At 24.1% G+C, this 15409-nt stretch carries 10 protein-coding genes; 3 read left to right on the top strand and 7 right to left on the bottom strand.

What is annotated here, in order from left to right:
• Positions 1–643: 643 nt before the first annotated feature.
• Complete coding sequence (locus MBBAR_RS07000) at positions 644–1123, bottom strand: DUF2299 domain-containing protein (protein ID WP_080460589.1); 480 nt, start codon at positions 1121–1123, stop codon at positions 644–646.
• 303 nt (positions 1124–1426) lie between these two features.
• On the opposite strand from MBBAR_RS07000, the gene MBBAR_RS06995 reads away from it, so the two are divergent.
• Entirely contained in the window at positions 1427–2494 is a 1068-nt protein-coding gene (locus tag MBBAR_RS06995; RefSeq protein WP_080460588.1) for a cobalamin biosynthesis protein, read from the top strand.
• 83 nt (positions 2495–2577) lie between these two features.
• On the opposite strand, the gene pyrB is transcribed toward MBBAR_RS06995, so the two are convergent.
• Positions 2578–3507: an aspartate carbamoyltransferase gene (pyrB, locus tag MBBAR_RS06990; protein WP_080460587.1), complete on the bottom strand. Its 930-nt coding sequence runs from the start codon at positions 3505–3507 to the stop codon at positions 2578–2580.
• A gap of 409 nt (positions 3508–3916) precedes the next feature.
• Positions 3917–4651, bottom strand: a complete 735-nt coding sequence (locus MBBAR_RS06985; RefSeq protein WP_080460586.1) for a tRNA (adenine-N1)-methyltransferase — start codon at positions 4649–4651, stop codon at positions 3917–3919.
• A gap of 242 nt (positions 4652–4893) precedes the next feature.
• Here MBBAR_RS06985 and MBBAR_RS06980 point away from each other — a divergent pair, with 242 nt between their 5' ends.
• Positions 4894–7524: a DEAD/DEAH box helicase gene (locus MBBAR_RS06980; RefSeq protein ID WP_080460585.1), complete on the top strand. Its 2631-nt coding sequence runs from the start codon at positions 4894–4896 to the stop codon at positions 7522–7524.
• Between the two features lie 28 nt (positions 7525–7552).
• On the opposite strand, the gene MBBAR_RS06975 is transcribed toward MBBAR_RS06980, so the two are convergent.
• The 4 genes from MBBAR_RS06975 to MBBAR_RS06960 all read right to left on the bottom strand — a co-directional run bounded on the left by MBBAR_RS06975 (position 7553) and on the right by MBBAR_RS06960 (position 13082).
• Positions 7553–8290: a hypothetical protein gene (locus MBBAR_RS06975; RefSeq protein WP_080460584.1), complete on the bottom strand. Its 738-nt coding sequence runs from the start codon at positions 8288–8290 to the stop codon at positions 7553–7555.
• A 3-nt stretch (positions 8291–8293) separates the two neighbouring features.
• Positions 8294–9073, bottom strand: a complete 780-nt coding sequence (locus MBBAR_RS06970; protein WP_080460583.1) for a ParA family protein — start codon at positions 9071–9073, stop codon at positions 8294–8296.
• 756 nt (positions 9074–9829) lie between these two features.
• Positions 9830–11053, bottom strand: coding sequence for a bifunctional 5,6,7,8-tetrahydromethanopterin hydro-lyase/3-hexulose-6-phosphate synthase (locus MBBAR_RS06965; RefSeq protein WP_080460582.1), 1224 nt, complete (start codon positions 11051–11053; stop codon positions 9830–9832).
• Between the two features lie 190 nt (positions 11054–11243).
• Positions 11244–13082, bottom strand: a complete 1839-nt coding sequence (locus tag MBBAR_RS06960) for a threonine--tRNA ligase (protein ID WP_080460581.1) — start codon at positions 13080–13082, stop codon at positions 11244–11246.
• A gap of 970 nt (positions 13083–14052) precedes the next feature.
• Between MBBAR_RS06960 and MBBAR_RS06955 the strand changes: the two genes are divergently transcribed.
• Positions 14053–14832, top strand: coding sequence for a TrmB family transcriptional regulator (locus MBBAR_RS06955; protein ID WP_080460580.1), 780 nt, complete (start codon positions 14053–14055; stop codon positions 14830–14832).
• Positions 14833–15409 lie beyond the last annotated feature (577 nt).

Genomic DNA, 15409 nt, shown 5'->3' with positions numbered 1-15409 from the left:
TTCTAATCATGTACTATTAAATAAAAAAGGAAGTGAGAGGTGTATTTCAAGTGAAAGTTATTTTTCAAAAAAAGAAAATTTAAGACATTTATTTCAAGTGTAATTTTAGTATATTTTTAAAAAATTAAAATCCATTTAAACATTCTTAGTTGAAATTTAAAACTTTTAAATTAGTTTAAATAATAAAATAATTCATAAAAATGTTTTTTTTACAAAAATTAATATTAAATATTGAAAAAATAAGTCAATAACAGACTAATTTCTAATCTTTTCACTTGAAATGTATGTCTTCAATCATACAAAATACTAAAAATAACTTTCACTTGCAATTTACCCCTCACACTCACAAATTATATAACTGTCAATGATTAGTATAAACATACATTTCAAGTGTAAAAATTTGAATAAATAAAAATTGTAAATTAGATATATATTTTATATATATTTATAATTCTCTAAAAATAAGTTATAATTAAAAATAAGTTATAGATAAGCCATAAAAAATCAAATAATATAAAAAAAATTAATTAATAAAAAAAAAAACATTTAATTAATATAAATAATAATATTATAAAATTAATATACAAAAAAATAATATAAAAAGAATAATATAAAAATAAAAAATATTAAAGGACAATAAATATTAAACAAACATACTATTATCATTTATTTGTGAGTTTTCACCCTCACCAAAAGTTTTACCAGTTATCCAAATACACTGTAATTTTCCTTTAAAAACTTTTTTAATTGATAATATTAAGCTATTTTTTGTTAAACCATCTTCATATATTTCTTCAGAAATAACAAATCTATTTAAAACATTGTCTGGATGTTCAAGTTCAAAATCAAGAAGAAATTGATTTAAAGCAAATCTAATATCCCATATAAATTTTTCTCTTTTTTTATTTGATGAATCTTTAATCAAAGCTACTTGTTCAGGTGCTATTTCAGATGCACAGCCAATAAGTATCATATCTTCCTTATGTTTTGGTTGTATAAGATCAAGTACGTGTTCATTTGGATAGTTTATAAGAAAATGGAAATTGGAAGTTTCATCAGGTATTTGTTCTTTAAATAGGCCTTCTTCAACAAGCCATTTTTTGATTATTTTTTCGTCAATCATATAATCACTGTCTATTAAGAAATTACACTATATGTTAAATTATTTTTTATATATTATAATATATTATATAAATATATAAGTAGTTATATAACTAATTTTTATCTATATGTAAATTATAATTTAAATTAAATTTAATTATATATTAATAATAATTTATATAATAAATAAATTTTTAAATTCAATAAACAATATAATCATTTAAAAATATCTATTTAAAAAATAATTTTTAGTATCTTTAAAAAACTTCAAAGAACTATTAAAGTCATGAATATTAAGATTATTTTCAATTATTAAGGTTTTATAATGTATTTTCAAGATATACCTAGCTTACAATTTTTTACACTTATTTCATTAGGTATATTGATTTTTTCAATATTATTTGATATTTTATTAGGCGAACTACCAACAAAAATACATCCTGTGGTTTTCATTGGTAAAAATATTGAATTTTTTTTAAAATATTTAATAAAAATTAAAAACAAAATATCTGGATTTATTTTAACAATATTAGTTTCATTGATAGTAATATTATTTTTCATAGTAATATTATTAATATCTAGCTATAATCTTATTATCTTCTTGATAATATCATCATTAATACTTTCTTCAACATTTTCAATTAGAATGCTACTTTCTTCAGCTAAATCAATTTTCAATGATTTAGAATTAGATATTAATTCTGCAAGAGTTTCTATGTCACATTTAGTAAGTAGAGATACATCTGAACTTACTAAAACTCTCATTGTTTCTGCTACAATTGAAACATTATCTGAAAATATAACAGACTCTGTTATTTCACCTGTATTTTATTATATTATAGCTAATATTATTTTTATTTTAGCTCTATCTTTAATTGTAGTGTTTAATTTTTCTTCAGCTAATATAAATATTTTAAATATTATAATATTTTCTGTTATTATAGCTATTTTTTATAGAATAATTAATACATTAGATGCTATGGTTGGATATAAAAATGAAAAGTACTCTAATATTGGATATTTCCCAGCAAAATTAGATGATATATTGAATTATATTCCTGCTCGCCTTGGGGGAATTTTAACAGTTTTAACTTCTTTCTTATATAGAAATCAAGGATTTAATTACAAAAACAGCTATTTAACAATGTTAAATGATGCTAGAAAATGCCCATCCCCAAATTCTGGGTTTACAATGGCAGCTGTTGCAGGAGCTTTAGATATTTCCCTTACAAAAAAGAATGTTTATAGTATTGGTAAAGATAAGAATGTTTTAAAAAAGAATGATATTAATAAAGCTATTAAACTTTCTAAATTAACTATTTTTTTATCTATTTTGTTTTTAATTTTAATTTTTTTAATATTTATTTTAATTATTTTTGTATTTTTATTATAATCTTAAAATTCATTTTAACCTTAATTTTTATCATAACTTTAATTTTTTAGAAAGAGTTATTTTAATGGCATAATTATAGCTATTTAAAATTTATTTTTAATAATATTCTTTAAAATAGCCATTCTAACAGGAACACCATAAAAAGCCTGTTCAAAATATTTATTATATTTAGTATTATCAACATCTGTAGATATTTCATCAACTCTTGGAAGAGGATGCATTACAATAAGATCTTTTCCTTTTACAAGGTCATGATTAATCAAATAAGCTCCTTTTATTTTTGAATATTCTTCTTCATCTGGAAACCTTTCTTTTTGTATTCTAGTAACATACAATACATCAATTTCATCAATAACATTTTTCAAATTATTTGTTTCATGAAATTTTACATTGTTCTTTTTTAGATCATGGAGAGTTTCTTTTGGCATTTTTAATTCATCAGGTGATACAAAATTCATTTGAGCATCAAACATTCCAAGTGCATAAGCTAATGAATGCACAGTGCGTCCATATTTTAAATCTCCCACTAAAGCAACATTTAAACCTTTAATTTTATCAAATTGGCGTTTGATTGTGTAAAGATCTAGAAGAGTTTGAGTTGGATGTTGTCCAGCACCATCTCCAGCATTTATTACAGGAACATCCACAATATCTGAAATAAATTTTGCAGCCCCTTCTAGGCTATGTCGAATAATAAGAGCATCTGAATAAGCTTCAAACATTTTTGATGTATCAGCTAAACTTTCACCCTTTGAAACAGAACTAGCTGAGCTTCCAGCAAATCCAACACAATTACCACCTAATTTTTTCATGGATGTTTCAAAAGATAAACGAGTTCTAGTAGAAGGCTCAAAAAACATCATTCCCAATATTTTACCTGCTAATTCATCTGAAAATTCTTGGGATTTTGCTATTTTTTCAAGATTTTCAGCTTCATTTAAAATAAATTCAATATCTTTTTTTTGAAAATCCTTTATTGATATTACATCATTTAGATTAAAAATTTTAATCACACTCTAAAAAAATTATAATAATCGTATATTTCTAATAGCTATATACAATAGCCATATTTTAATAACTATATATAATAGCCATATTCTAATAACTATATACAATAGCCACATTTATATTTATAGTAACTTTATTTATTTATAATATTCCTATTTATTTATATATCTATATTTGATTATAATACCCCTATTTTAGCCATATACTCATATTTAATCATAATATTCATATTTAATTAATAAACATCTTTATATTTATAATAAATATATTTATATTTATAATAATAATTTTATATAATATATTTTATTATTTATAATCATATTATTATTATTTATATTATTATTATTTAATATTCATATTATTATTTATATTTATATTATTATTTTCACTTGTAATTATGAGAATTTAAAATAATCAAATTTTTCTTCCAAACATCAAATAACCACTATGCCCCACCATTCTAGTTTTAGGTCTTGTGCCTTGATTTCTTACTTCAATTTCTCTTTCAAGTGTTTCAATAATGGATAAATCTATGAAACCTATCTTTTTAGCTATTTTATATGAAGTTTCAATTTGATCTATATATGGAGCATAAACAGCAAGGTATCCTCCTGTATTTAAACAACTATAAACATCTTCAAATATTTCATATGGTTTCATTAAATCAAGAAAAACTAAGTCTATTTCGTTTTCTTCAATTCCTTCTTTTATATCTTTATTTTTTATTTCAATAATATTATCTAAACCAAATTTTTCTATATTACTTTTAGCTACCTCTGCAAAATCTTCTCTAATCTCGTAGCTGTAAACTTTTCCACATTCTCCAACAATATTTCCAAAATTTAAAGCTATAGCACCAGCTCCAGTACCAGCATCAACAATTCTACTCCCACTTCCAATACCACACTTTGAAATTATAGTACCAATGTCTTTTTGAATCAGTATTGAGCATCTCCTATCCATTAATTCTATAAAATCATTAACAGATGGTTTAATTACTTTAAATTTTTTCCCTAAATGTGTTGTTAGTGTTTGACCTATTTTTGCATTAGCTAGATCCTCTTGATTTATAATTCCTAAATCACTTTGAAAATCAGATTTTTGATCAATAATATATTTTTTAGATCTTTCGTCCATTATAATTATCAATTAATCACCGTTCATTTATTATCATTGTTAATTTTTATTATTTTTATTTTGTATTTATTATCATTATTTTATTATTATTTTTTTCTTTATCTTTTTTCTTTACTTTTCACTTTTCTTTACTTTTATTATTTTTCTTTACTTCTTCTATTATTTTTTCTCTTTACTCTTTTTATATATTTTTTATATTACTTTTCATAATCTCTCTCGCAACTTATTTAAAGATGTTTTACAATATAAATCACATGGAAAAATTTATTGAACATCCTTTTATAAAAGAAAATACTGCAGAAGCAAGGATATATCAACAAGTTCTAGCTGCTGATGTTCTTAAAAAAGGGAATACAATGATTGTTGCTCCAACTGCTTTGGGAAAAACTCTTGTAGCCATATTAGTAGCTGCAGATAGACTTAAAAAAAATAAAGGTTCCAAAGTTCTTATTTTAGCTCCTAGTAAGCCTTTAGCAATTCAGCACGAAGAAAATTTTAGGCATTTTCTTAATGTAAAAACTACTTCTATTACTGGGGCAACTAAACCAGATGAAAGAAAAAAAAGATGGGATGATTCTCAGATTATTTGTGCAACACCACAAACAATTGAATCAGATTTACTTAATGGAAGATATGATCTTGAAGATGTATCTCTTCTTGTTTTTGATGAATGTCATCACGCTGTAGGATCTTATGCCTATGTATATCTTGGACAAAGATATGTAAAAACTGCTAAAAATCATTTGATTCTGGGATTAACTGCTTCTCCTGGTTCTGATAAAGATAAAATTCGGCAAATATGTGAAAATCTTTTTATTGAAGATGTTGTTGTAAAAAATGAAGATGACGTTGATGTAAAACCTTATTTTAATCCTATTGAAATAGACTGGATTAAAGTTAATATGAGTAAGGAACTTGAAAAAATTAAAAATCATATTAATAAGGCTCTTAGGCATCGATTGAAAATGTTAAAGAATTTAAATGTTATTTCTACTATTTCTGTTAATAAAATTGATATTTTAAAAGCTCGAGGTAAAGTACAAAATCGTATTGCTAGAGCTACAAATCCTCCAAAAGAATGTTATCAAGCAATTTCAATTTTAAGTGCAGTTATTAATCTTCAGCATGCTTTAGAACTTTTAGAAACTCAAGGTGTTTCAACTTTCAATAAATATGTTTCAAGGATAAGAAAAAAGAATACTAAGGCGGCCAAAGGACTTTTAATAGATGCTGATTTTTCTCAAGCTATTCTTTTAAGTGAACAAGCTGAAAAAAATGGATGGGAACATCCTAAATTAAAAAAACTCATGGAAATATTAAAAGAAGAACTAAATATTGTCGATATTAATCAATCTAAATTAATAGGAAACACTGACTCAGAAATTAATTTTTCTAAAACCAACAATCCTCCTAAAAATAACAATTCTTCTAAAAATAATAACTCTTCTAACAGGAATAAAAATAAAAGAATCATCGTTTTCACACAATTCAGAGATACACTTGAAATGATCCAGAAAAAATGTGAAAAAGAAGGTATTAATTCTGTTAAATTTTATGGTCAAGGATCACGGGATGGAGAAAAAGGACTTACTCAGACAGAACAAAAGAATATTATTAAATCATTTAAAATTGGGACTTATGATGTTTTAATTTCAACTAGTGTTGCTGAAGAAGGAATTGATATTCCTTCTGTTGATTTAGTTGTCCTTTATGAACCTGTACCTTCAGAAGTTCGAATGATTCAAAGGAGAGGAAGAACTGGAAGGAAAAATACTGGCAATATGAAAGTTCTCATTGCTAAAGGGACTAGAGATGAAGGTTATTACTGGGCAAGCTTAAATAAGGAAAAACAAATGAAAAAACATTTAATAGATAAAGATTCTTTAAAAAACTTAAATAAAAACTCTTTCAATAAATCAAAGCATGAAATAAATTCAAAAATAATTGGAAAAAAGGCTGAGATAGGCGTTATTTTAGATGAAAAGGATATTTCAATGAATAATGGTCCTACTAATAATAATTATAATGGCAATATTAGCAATAATACTATTAATGATATTAATAGTAATATAAATATTAATAATAATAGTAATGACAATTTTAATAATAATGATTATAATGATTATAATGATTATAATGATTATAATGATTTGAATGGTTATGATTTTAATAAAATAAATAAGAATGATATCAATAGGAATGCTCAAAATAATAATATTTTTGTTTATGCAGATTCAAGAGAAGGAAACTCTAAAGTACTTCGAGCGTTAGATACAATAAATGTCAATGTGAGAATTAAATCTATGGCTGCTGGGGATTATCAGATTAGTGACGATATTGCTATTGAAAGAAAAACAGCTAAAGATTTTATTGATTCTATCATTGATAAAAGACTTTATAAACAAGCTAAAATAATGAAAGAAGAGTTTAAAAAACCAATTTTAATTTTAGAAGGAGATGATATATATTCAGGTTTCTTGTCTCCTGATGCTATTAGAGGTTCTATTGCATCTATTGCAATAGACTTTGGAATTTCTATTATTCCAACTAGAAATCCTGAAGATACTGCAGCTATGATTAAAAGAATTGCTATTAGAGAGCAAAATCAAAATAATAATCCTATTCAAGTTAGAACTGAAAGAAAACCTACTGAATTATGGGAACAGCAGCTGTTTATTATTGAATCATTGCCTAATGTTGGTCCGGTTACAGCAAAGAAATCACTCGAAAAATTTTCAACAGTTCAAGCTGTGATCGATGCATCTATTTCAGAACTCAAAGAAATTGATGGTATAGGGTCTAAAACTGCTGAAAATATTAGAAAAGTCTTAGATTCTAAATATTTAAGTTTTAAAGATAATGATAAAGATAAAAAATTGTTATAACTTATACCTTTTAATTTATAAAAAATTTTTAAATATCATCAAATAATTTCCATATTTCAGGGTATTTTTCTGAAACTGCTTCATCTATTAATTTTGAAGCTTCTTTACTTATACTAAATTCGGGTCTAGTTTTTCTTAAATATCTAAATACTGCACTTGATTTAGCTGACCATAGAGTAATTCTAGGGTTTTTTTCAATTATCTCTTTTACTTCTTCTATACTAGCTATTTCATAATCACTTAATTGATTTTCCTCTTCAATTTCAACTGTTTCTGAAGCAATTTTTTTATCTTGAATCTTACTTTCTTTTTCTTCAATTGTATCTTCTTCAATATTTTTTCCAATTTCTTTCACTGTTTCCTCTTTATCTTTTCCTGTTTCATCCTCATCTTTTTTAATTTCTTCTTTATCTTTTTTTTGCTCTGTTTCAATCAATTCTTTTTCTCTTTCATCTGTAGTATTATATTTTTCATTTATTTCAGATTTTAAGGAGCTTTTAGTTTTTGTTTCATCCAATTGTTTATTTTCATCATCATTAACTTCTATTTCCTGAGTTTTCTCCTCAATATTCTCCTTATCCTCCTTTTCATCATTTTTTTCAGCTATTTCTTCTTCTTTTTCTTTTTCATTATCTGAGCTAGAAAGAATATCTTCCAATGTAATTGAAGAATTTTTATTTTTTTCATCTTCTTCATCGTCTATTTTTGGTATTAATGAGTCTAAACCTCTTCCCAATCCTCTTTTGTTTTTTTTATTATCTACCATTTTTTAACCCTCATCACTTTCTAAACTTAATATTTCTTTAGCTAATTTTAAATAAGATCTTGCACCTCTACTTTCTTCATCATATGCTATACAAGGCATACCATAACTTGGAGCTTCAGCTAATCGTATATTTCTCGAAATCACTGTTTTAAATATGTTTTCTTTGTCTCCGAAATATTTTTTTAGCTCACTATATACTTCTTTTCCAAGCCGTGTTCTAGAGTCATATAATGTTAATACGATTCCTTTAATTGGCGAAGGACTTCTTAGACGTTCTTCTACAAGATTAATTGTATTTGTTAAATCAGCTAATCCTTCCAATGCAAAGTATTCTGCCTGTATTGGTATTATTAAACTATCACTTGCTACAAGGCCATTAATTGTTATCACTCCTAATGATGGAGGAAGGTCTATAATTATATAGTCAAAAATGTTTACTACTGGTGATAATAATTCTTTCAAAACTAAGTGATAATTATCTAGTTTACTTAATTCTACTTCGACTCCACTTAGTGAAATATTACTTGGGAGAATAAATAAATTTTCAACAATTGTTGGAATAATAGCTTTTTTCACACTTACTTGACCACTTATTGCCGCATAAACTGTGTTTTTTAGCTCTTGTTTGTTTATTCCAAAACTTGTAGTTGCATTTCCTTGTGGATCCATGTCAACAAGTAGCACTGATTTACCTAATGTTGCAAGTGATGCAGCTAAGTTAACTGCTGTGGTTGTTTTACCACAACCACCTTTTTGGTTTATTATTGCTATTGTTTCTCCCATTCTATCATTCCTTTTATAATTTTTATATCATCGGATATTTTCGCTTAAGTTATATATTATCATTTATACTATATAAGTTTTAAATTAAAACTGAGTAGTTTTTATTTATAAGTTATAATTTATTTATTATAAATTAATTTTTATAATTTTTAAGTTATTTTTAATAAGTTATAATTTATTTTATATAAGTTATATATTTTAATTTTTAAGTTATTTTTAATAAGTTTTAAATTATTATTTATAATTTATTTATTATATCTTATAATTTATAATTAATTAGTTATTTTTTATAATTTATATCTTATTTCTTATAATTTATTTTTTATAAGTTTTAAATTAAAACTGAGTAGTTTTTATTTATAAGTTATAATTTATTTATTATAAATTAATTTTTATAATTTTTAAGTTATTTTTAATAAGTTATAATTTATTTTATATAAGTTATATCTTATTTATTATATTTTATTTCTTATAATTTATTTTTTATAACTTATATATTTAAACTTATAACTTATTTTTTATAAATTATTATAAATTTCTATAAACTCAGACAATAAAGAGAGGATAATTTAGAGAGATAATTAAGAAAATAAAATAATACTAAAATAATAACTAAAATAGAACAATATAACTTGAATAGAATTAAAATAATAAATAAAATTTATTAATAAATTAAATAAAGTATAGAAATAAAAATAAAAACTAAAATAAAAAATTAGTTAAAATAATAGTTAAAATAATAATGATAAATCATTATTATACTTGTTCATCCTCATCAAGAGCTAATCTCATATTGTCAGGATCTTGAGGTAAGTGAGCTAAGAAATCTTCTGCAGATCTTCTAACATCCCTTGAACCAATTATATATCTTCCAACAACAATTATGTCTGCTCCAGATTCAATAGCTTCATCAACTTTCTCAGGAGTTATTCCACCAGCAACAGCAACAAGACCATCACCAATTAATTTTTTAATTTCTTTGATATTACCCCATTCAGTCATATCACTAGTATCTTGACCTTTTTCAGCCATTGAAGTTTCAAGATCAACATTTCTATGTAATAATACAATGTTTGGTTTAAGATTATCTTGTAACTTATTAATTTTTTCTTTAAAGTTATCAACATTCATCATATCAAGGATTGAATATATTCCTTGTTTTTGAGCTTCATGAATAGCTTTTTCAATGGATTCAATTGTTCCAAGTCCAGAAATAGCTACTGCATCAGCTGTTTCATCAGCTGCCATTTTAATCTCAACACGACCAACATCTAAAGTTTTTAAATCAGCAATAATGAATGCATCAGGTCTAAGTTTTCTTATTTTACTTACTACTCCAACACCAAACTTCTTAATTAGCGGTGTTCCAGCTTCAAGTAATATTCTTTCTCTATCTGGAACTGCAGAGATAATTTTTTCCATTGCATCAAGATTATCGAGATCAAGTGCAACTTGAACATAAGGAGGAGACCATAGTCTTGTAACTTTGAATCCCATAATAGGATGTGTTCCTCTGTCTTTTTCAGCTAATACTTTATTAATTCCTGGATAATCAGACATTGCTCTTCTAATAGCTAGCTTAGTAGCTCCATAATTGTATTGATATATCTTTCTGTAATCTTCAGCATCAGGATGTATAAATACACTTACCATAATCACAATATCCTCTACAATATCTTTTGGAATAAGACCTTCTTCAACTGCATCAGCAACAGCTCTTCCAACAGCAGTTTGTGCAGGTCCAAATATTTTACTTGCATCATCTAAATCACCAACAGTAACTTTTGGAATTATTAAAGTGGATGGTTTAGTCATTAAATTTGGCCTTATAACAGATAATAAAGGTGTATGTCCAATGGACAACTGTGTCATTCCATTTGCAAATGCAGTTCCTGCAGGACCTTCTTTATCCCCAATTATTAAATCAACATGAGCTAATTCGTTTCCGTCCCCAACAAGGGCTTCTCCTATTTTATACATTAATATGTCTCCAAAATTTTAAGTAAATTTTAAATAAATTTTAAATAAGTTTAATTTTTATATATTAAATATTTGTTTTTAATCAATATAATATTTCCTATAAACAATTTCCTATAAAATATTTTCTAAATTTAATAAAAATAGAATGATTAATAGTTATACTGATAAACAAATTCTATTTAAACACATTCTATTTAAAGTTGATTCTTTCAGATAAGTTTCTTGGAATAGGTAACTTTCTGAAAGGTTTTTCCATTGTCTTAGATAAAATTTGATAAATAACTTCATCAAGCTCCATATCACATTTGTTTTTTGTTTCTCGAATAGTCACATTGAAAACATTTGTTTCTATTTCTTTATCACCAATAACAATTGTATATGGAACCCAATCAGTAGCTGCATTTCTTATTTTCTTTCCAACACGTTCATCCCTATCATCAACATCTACTCTAATGTTATTAAATGCTATCTCATCAGCAACTTGATTAGCATACTCTAAATGCTTTTCTCCAACAGGTATCACTCTAACTTGAATTGGTGATAACCATATTGGTAACATTGGAGGCTTTTCATTTATTTCAATAGCTGTTTTTTCAAGTAAACTACATATAACTCTTTCAATACTTCCAGTAGGACTGCAATGAAGAATAATAGGATAGTCTTCTTTTTCATTTTCATTTAAATAGCTAATATCAAACCTTTTCCCACTTTCAACATCGATTTGGACTGTAGGATTTTCAATAGGTCTACCAAGATAGTCCATAGCTGCAAAATCCATTTTACAAACCCAATAATGCTTTCTTTCTGGTAATATCTCTAATATAACTGGTTTATTAAGTTTTTTAGCAGTTTCATACATCCAATCTTGATTTTCTTCATAAAAATCTTTTGTAGCTCTAAAAATTACTTCATAATTCACTTCAAAATCTTTTCCAGTCTGGATACACATATCAACCTGATTTTCAAATTCTATTAATGATTGACTCATATCAGCACATATTGAATGCATATCAGGCATTGTGAATCCTCTAAGCCTTTTTAAACCTACTACTTCTCCTCTCTTTTCAAATCTAAAACTATAAGTGGATAGCTCATATACTCTTGCTGGTAAGTTTTTCCAAGTTAAAAATGAATCAGCTAAAACTCTAAATGCTCCGAAACAACATGCAAATCTTAACATTAATTCTTTCTTAGTATGGATTTTATATTGTCTTTCTCCAAATTTCTCTGCATGTTCTCTTATTGCATCATTAGCTAAATCATACATTACTGGAGTTTCAATAGGCATCGCACCTCTTTCTACTACAAGATCATATACATAATCAGATAATAAATCTCTGATAATCCTTCCTTTAGGATACCATTTTAAATGTCCAACATCAGCTGCACTTTCATAATCAGCTAATTCTTTTTCTTTCATTAATCTAACATGTGGAGGTTCAGTATCTTTACTTTTACCAGTTCCAAGCTCATACTTAGCTAATTTTTCTAAATCAGACTTTTTTTCGTATTTATATTTTTCAGCGTCTTCTAAGATACTATCTTCTAATATATAAAATTTAGAAGGTTCTGATTCTTCTTCACCAATTCCATCAGCTGAAATATCAACAGCATCTATAGATCTTGAAAGTTCTGATAATGGATGACCTTTACATGATATTTCAAAGGATTTATACCATCCAAATGGAACTCTTGAAACTTCAAACCCACGGACAGATAATTCTTTTTCTGCCATTTTTAATATTTCAATAGCTATTTTTGGAGAACTGAGTGAAGATGATAGATGGGCATAAGGATATAAAACTATTCTTTCTGCATTAATCTGATCATTAGTTGATTTTATCTCGTTTATTAAATTATTCACAACTCCTGCTGGGTTTTTCTCATCTACTTTTTCAACAGCTGTAAATACAACTAAAGCTTCGTTAAAAACACCTTCTTCTTTATCTTTTTCTATTTCTTCAGCTATTGGAGTCTTATTTTTTGTTTTATACTTTAAATAATCAGAGTGTATTAGTAATACTCGCATTAAATCACCTAATTAATGATATTATTGGGAAAACTTTAATAATAAACTAAATAATATACTTATAAATAGTTTTTATAATAATAAATAGCTTTTATAAAATAAATTGTTATAATAAAAACTGATAAATAATTTTTATAAAAACTAATATATAGTTTTTAAATAAAATTATAAATTTATATTTTATTTTATATAAACTATATTTACTTTTATTTCAACTATTTTTCATATTTTCGATATATTCATATTTAATATTTTTATTCATATTAATATTTCATTGTCATATAAAAGTAGATAATAAAATTTTTTAGTATATAATAAAACTTTTTAGTAGATAATAATACTTTTTCATTTTCTATATTAATTATAATTAAATTTTCTATAATTAATAGTAATTTTAGATTAATTTTAGATTATATATTAGATTATACATAATTAGATTACACATAATTAATATAAATAAATTAAAAATATTTAAAAAATAGAATTTTTAAATAGGGTTTTCACTTCTTCATGATATTATTAATTAACATATATTGCAACTGTAAAATATTCTTAAAGATATATAATTAATTTTTTAGATTTTAATAGTTGAAATGTAATTAAAAATAGTATATATTCTATTAAAATTGACTATACCAAATTATTATATAAAATATAATTATACGAATATTGATTATAAAAGATTATTATACAATAATATAATTATAAAAATGATACAGATTATAAAAAACATGACTATATAAAAAATTATTAACTATTAAATTAGTAATATTATATAATGTTGTTATATAATATTTTTATTTATTCCAATTATTAAATATTTATTTATAAATAATTATAATTTTTGAAATAATTAATTTTTAATTGTAATTTATCAGATAAATGATTTAAAATAATAAAATATCAATAAATAACAAATAATGAAAATAAATAACAGGTAGGAATATTATAAACTTGTTTAAGGGATAGTATGAAAAATAAAACTATTGGTTCACTTAAAATGTTTGGTTTATCTACTTATGAATCTATGGTATATTTATCAATGACTTATATGATTTCTGGAACAGCAACTGAAATTAGCCTTAATTCTAATGTTCCAAGAACCAAAATTTATGATGTGCTAAAATCATTATCAAATAAAGGATTTATTGAAATTGAACGAGGAAGGCCATTAAAATATCATATTGTACCCCCTTCCGATGTTTTTCGTAGATATAAACAAAAATTATTAGATGAACTTGAAGAAACTGAAATGAATCTTAACTATGCTTATGAGAGCCAACTTTCTAAAATACCAGCACCAATTTGGCTAATTCATGGTACTGATAGAATTATTAAAAAAGAACTTGAGATTATTTCAAGAGCTAAATCTACAGTTTCTATCCGTATGGGCTTTTTATTTGAAGGAGAGTCAAAATTTTTAAAAGATAAATTCAAAAATCTTTTAAAAAAAGGAATTGAAATAAACATTTTAGCTGCTGAGTACTGTTATATTGATGATAAAAAAATCGATGTTTTAGCTGAATTTGAGGATTGTGGTGTTAATATTTTAAAAGCAGATATTCCTTTTGTTAAATTAATTATTAGGGATGGTATTGAGATGATTCATATTTTTTCTAAATTTTCTGGTAAAAAGAAGAATGTTGTATCCAGCTCTGCTATTGGAGTATGGAATCAATATGAGGATATAGCTAAAAATTATGATGATCGCTTTTTTAATATATTAAATAAAAAAATGAAAAAGAATTAATAATATTTCCTATTAGAAATATCTTTTTTATCTTTTTATCTAAAAATATCTTTTTTATATCTTTTTTTATATTACAAACTTTAAAAAATTAAGCTAATTAGACATAGGTTTCAACTGTAACATTTGTAAAAAACAATTTTTTCTAGGGAATAAAATCTTCTTAATTAATATAAAATAATGGATAAATTATATTAAATTTTGAATATATAGTTTATCAGCTTTTTTAGACTATAATTATTATTTTTAACTAGTTTAATTAAAATATAAGCTAAAATTTTAGTTTAAACTAATTCATGATTTAAATTAAAAACTTCACCTGCTTTAATATTTGTTATTAATTTGTAACATTTTACCCATAAAAAGTTACAAAAATTATATATAGAATTTTAAACAATATTAGTAGTAGGGATAAATTTCAGTAAAAACACGAGACTGTTAAAATTCAAAATAGTATTTAAAAAATAAATAATATTTTAGATATCTAAATTTTATATAATTTTAGATATGTAGTTTTAAATATATAATTTTAGTTATATAATCTTAGTTATATAATTTAAATATATAAACTATCTAAAAT

It is taken from the genome of Methanobrevibacter arboriphilus JCM 13429 = DSM 1125, from assembly GCF_002072215.1.
GTDB classification, from domain to species: domain Archaea; phylum Methanobacteriota; class Methanobacteria; order Methanobacteriales; family Methanobacteriaceae; genus Methanobinarius; species Methanobinarius arboriphilicus.
This window is presented reverse-complemented; position numbering and strand designations above follow the sequence as displayed.

Coding starts and splice junctions, on each gene's coding strand:
- MBBAR_RS07000 (WP_080460589.1), bottom strand. CDS start 1,123: ATGATTGACGAAAAAATAATCAAAAAATGGCTTGTTGAAGAAGGCCTA.
- MBBAR_RS06995 (WP_080460588.1), top strand. CDS start 1,427: ATGTATTTTCAAGATATACCTAGCTTACAATTTTTTACACTTATTTCA.
- MBBAR_RS06980 (WP_080460585.1), top strand. CDS start 4,894: ATGGAAAAATTTATTGAACATCCTTTTATAAAAGAAAATACTGCAGAA.
- MBBAR_RS06975 (WP_080460584.1), bottom strand. CDS start 8,290: ATGGTAGATAATAAAAAAAACAAAAGAGGATTGGGAAGAGGTTTAGAC.
- MBBAR_RS06970 (WP_080460583.1), bottom strand. CDS start 9,073: ATGGGAGAAACAATAGCAATAATAAACCAAAAAGGTGGTTGTGGTAAA.
- MBBAR_RS06965 (WP_080460582.1), bottom strand. CDS start 11,053: ATGTATAAAATAGGAGAAGCCCTTGTTGGGGACGGAAACGAATTAGCT.
- MBBAR_RS06960 (WP_080460581.1), bottom strand. CDS start 13,082: ATGCGAGTATTACTAATACACTCTGATTATTTAAAGTATAAAACAAAA.
- MBBAR_RS06955 (WP_080460580.1), top strand. CDS start 14,053: ATGAAAAATAAAACTATTGGTTCACTTAAAATGTTTGGTTTATCTACT.